3 protein-coding genes are annotated in these 3,830 nt (G+C 70.9%); 2 read left to right on the plus strand and 1 reads right to left on the minus strand.

Going from position 1 to position 3,830, the window contains the following annotated elements:
* Window positions 1-65: 65 nt before the first annotated feature.
* The gene (locus VF665_RS20745) at window positions 66-1,364 is read right to left on the minus strand and encodes a DUF5723 family protein (protein WP_331055374.1); all 1,299 of its coding nucleotides are present in this window, start codon (window positions 1,362-1,364) and stop codon (window positions 66-68) included.
* A gap of 595 nt (window positions 1,365-1,959) precedes the next feature.
* Between VF665_RS20745 and VF665_RS20750 the strand changes: the two genes are divergently transcribed.
* Together VF665_RS20750 and VF665_RS20755 are read left to right on the plus strand one after the other, a co-directional pair.
* On the plus strand, window positions 1,960-2,799 hold the full coding sequence (locus VF665_RS20750) for a carboxypeptidase-like regulatory domain-containing protein (protein ID WP_331055375.1): 840 nt from the start codon (window positions 1,960-1,962) through the stop codon (window positions 2,797-2,799).
* Window positions 2,800-2,941: 142 nt separating this feature from the next.
* On the plus strand, window positions 2,942-3,830 hold an 889-nt coding region (locus tag VF665_RS20755), incomplete at its 3' end, for a GTP-binding protein (RefSeq protein ID WP_331055376.1).

Raw genomic sequence — 3,830 nt, forward strand, 5'->3', positions numbered from 1 at the left:
CAGAAAAAGACCGGCGGCCCCTGGGAGAGCCGCCGGTCCGCTGCATGAACGCGTGAGCCCGAAAATCAGGGCATCGTGGTGTCGCTGCGGCCGCTCAGGGAGATGGTGCTCACCCAGCCGTTGCGCTCGTCGTCGTTCTTGCCCGTGTGCAGGCGCGCGATGCCGAACTGGATGGGGCCCAGCGAGATGCCGCCCGAAAGCATGCTGCCGCTCTCGCCATCCGTCGCCACGCCCGCGCGCAGGGTGACGATGGGCAGCTTCTGCTGCACCCCCAGGCTGAGCTGGTTGCGCCACAGCGCGCTCACCGGCGACGCATCGCCCAGTTCCGACTGGTACTGCGCGCCGATGGTGGTACGGGTGGGCAGCACGTAGGCGCCGCCCACGCGCAGGGTGGCCGGCAGGCCACGGTCCAGGTCGCCGCGCAGCGACTCCGCCAGCGCGAGCACCGTGGGCGAGCCCGTGCCCGTGAACTCCGTCTCGCTCTGGTCGTAGCGGTCCAGGATCTCCTGCGGATCGCCGTTCTCGTAGTCCGCGCTGTTCAGCGTTACCGTGCGGATGCGCAGGTCGTCGTTCCACTTCATGGTGTTCACCACGTTGTCCACCGCCACGCCCAGGGTGAGGCCCGGGATGGGCTCCATGGCCGCGCCCAGGTCCAGCCCGAAGCCGTTGCCGCCCTTGGCCTGCAGCCCGGTGTACGTCACCTCCACGTCGGAGGGCACGGGGCCGGTGAACACCGTCCGCTGCCCCGTGAAGGCCGAGCGCGTCAGGTCGCGCGGCAGGAAGTAGTGGCCGGTGGCGCCCAGCGCCACGGGGCCCACGCGCCGGCCGTAGCCCGCGTGAAAGTCCCAGAACGAGGCGCGCGAGCCCTCGGTGTCCTGAATGTTGTACGACGCCAGCTTGCTCTGCTGGAACCCGTTCACCACCAGGTCCACCAGGCTGCGGTTGATGGTGTGCTCGCCCTGGATGCCGTAGCTGAGGCCGAACGCCACGCGGCGCACCTGCATGGAGACGAGCGGGGCGCGAAGGTAGCCCTGCACGCCGGTGCCGCTGGCGGGAACGTCGTCCACCAGCGCCTGGCGCTCGTCCTCATCCAGGTCGTTGTACTGAATCAGGTCCACGAACTGGCCCGTCGTGAGCCCGAACGACTGCGCGCCGATGGCCAGCGTGGGAAAGGCGACCGACCAGTGCGGGCTGTTGGGAAGTCCCAGGTTGGCGGGGTTCTGGTACAGCGACTCCTGGCCCCGGGCCACGCCCATGTACGCGCCGCCCATGCCCAGCGCGCGCGAGGTGGACGGGATCTGCGCCACGGCGGGCGTGGCGGCCAGCACCGTGGCAGCCACGGCGCATGCAACGTACTTGTTCATTGGAATCAAAATGATGTGTGGAAGGCCGCAGGAATGCGAACGGACCCGGAAGCCCGGTGACGTGCCGGAAAGACTGCCCTGAGGACGATTCGCGGCGGGGCGCGGAATCGCCGGAACAATATGCGCGAGAACGGGTTGTCGCAACTCCACTCCGGTGGCGCCACCGGAGAGCCGCCGGGCGCTGCGCGGCCCGGTGCAGCCTGCGGCAAGGCACGCGCCTGCCCGCTCGCGCATCCCCGCGTCCGGACGACGCTGTCCCCCACGCAGGCCCCCGCATGTACCCCATGGGTGACAGTCCGGCGCCCCGCGACGTGGCGGCACGATACGCGGTGCGGCGGCCGGGCGCACGGGTCAGACGACCCATACGGGCGCGCCGCGGCCCGGCCCGGCGGGGTGCAATCGGTTCTGCCCCTGCGGGTTGCGCGCGGCGAACGAGCGGGTAGCGGGCCCCGGTCCCGGCCGCCGGCCCCGCGCCCGTCCCTGTCCGAGGACGGGCGCGGGCGGCGGGAACGACCATTGCTCGCGTTGGGACGGCGGCCGGGCCTGCGATGGGCCGCCGCGCCTGCCGCCCCTTTCCTTCCGCCACAGGTTCGCCATGAGAACGAGACGCGTAGTACGCCCGGCGCTTTGCGCCGCCCTGCTGGCGGCCGCGCTCGCGCCGCACGCGCAGGCACAGACCATCCGCGCCTCGGTGGCGCGCGGCCCGGGCCTTCCGCTGGCCGAGGTGCTGGTGCGCGCGCAGGCGGAAGACGGCAGTACCGTGGGGGCGGGATTCACGCGGCGCGACGGCGTGGCGGTGTTGCGGCTGCGCAAGGCGGGGACGTACCGGGTGCTCGCCCAGCGCGGGGGGTACCACGACGTGACCGTGCAGACCGTGGTGGTGGGCAGGGACGGGGAGGCGTCCGTGCCGCTGCGCATGACCCAGCGGCCCTTTACCCTGGACACCGTCACCGTCGTTGCGCGGCTGCGCAACGAGCGCGGGCGGCAGGCGTTCCAGCGCCGGCGGGCCATGGGCGAAGGCGTGTACCTGGACGCCGAGTACCTCCGCGCGCGCAGTCCCCGCGAGGTCACGGATTTTCTGATCGGCGTGCCCGGAATCGCCTTTCAGGCCGGCCGCGAGGGCGGCATTCCCGTCACCACGCGCGGCGAGCGCTGCATGGTGACGCTGATCGACGGACGCCCGGTCCCCGCCCTCACGCGGGCGCTGCCGATGGTCCGCAACGCCAGCCTCAACAGGGCCGTTCCGCTGGGGTTCGATCCCGGGGACCCGGCGGCCCGCACGCTGAACCGCATGGTGTACCCGGACGACGTGGTGGCCATGGAGGTGTACCGCGAGTGGAACGAGGTGCCGCTCGAGTACCGGCAGTACGCGTACGCACCGGAGCAGCAGCAGCGCTGCGGCGCATCCCTGTACTGGACGTCGTCGCGCTGGTAGTTCGCCCCGCGCACGCCCCGCGGCCCTCCCGCCCACGCGCGCGGGAGGGCCGCCGTGCGTGGTGGGGCTTTCAGCAAGCCCCGGTAGGGGGTTAACTTACACGATTCCGGACCCTGATCCATGACCGAGCGGGACACGCACGTTGCGACTGAATCACATCCGTAACTTCTGCATCGTCGCCCACATCGACCACGGGAAGAGCACCCTGGCCGACCGGCTGCTGGAAACCACCGGCACGCTGCAGCTTCGCGAAATGAAGGACCAGGTGCTCGACTCGATGGACATCGAGCGCGAGCGCGGCATCACCATCAAGCTCAACGCCGTGCGCATGAGGTACAAGGCGCGCGACGGCGGCGAGTACCAGCTGAACCTGATCGACACCCCCGGCCACGTGGACTTCACGTACGAGGTGTCGCGGTCGCTGGCCGCGTGTGAGGGCGCCATTCTGGTGGTGGACGCGTCGCAGGGGGTGCAGGCGCAGACGCTGAGCAACCTGTTCCTGGCCATGGAGGCGGGGCTGGAGATCATCCCCGTGCTCAACAAGATCGACCTGCCGGGCGCGGAGCCGGAGCGCCGCCGCGCGGAACTCGTGGAGCTTCTGGGCGTGGATCCGGAGGACGTGATCTCCGCGTCGGCCAAGGCGGGCATCGGCATCGAAGAGATCCTGGAGGCGGTGATCGCCAAGGTGCCGCCGCCGCAGGGCGACCCCGAGGCGCCCGCGCGCGCCCTGATCTTTGACTCGTACTACGACAAGTACGTGGGCGCCGTGCCCAGCATCCGCGTGGTGGACGGGGTGCTGCGGCCGGGGATGCGCATCGCATTCGGCAGCAACGACAGCGTGTACCCGGTGGACGAGGTGGGCTACCTGCAGGTGGGCCGCTTTGCCGCCAAGGAGCTGCGCCCGGGCGAGGTGGGATACGTGATCGCCGGCATCAAGCGCGTGGCCGACACCCGCTCCGGCGACACCATTCTGGACGCGGAGAACCGCGCGTCGGAGCTGCTGCCCGGCTACCAGGAAGTCAAGCCGATGG

It is taken from the genome of Longimicrobium sp. (assembly GCF_036387355.1).
Taxonomy (GTDB): Bacteria; Gemmatimonadota; Gemmatimonadetes; order Longimicrobiales; family Longimicrobiaceae; genus Longimicrobium.

What these genes read in the sequence shown, in the direction of transcription:
- VF665_RS20745 (WP_331055374.1), bottom strand. Translation starts at nt 1,364, where the DNA reads ATGAACAAGTACGTTGCATGCGCCGTGGCTGCCACGGTGCTGGCCGCC.
- VF665_RS20750 (WP_331055375.1), top strand. Translation starts at nt 1,960, where the DNA reads ATGAGAACGAGACGCGTAGTACGCCCGGCGCTTTGCGCCGCCCTGCTG.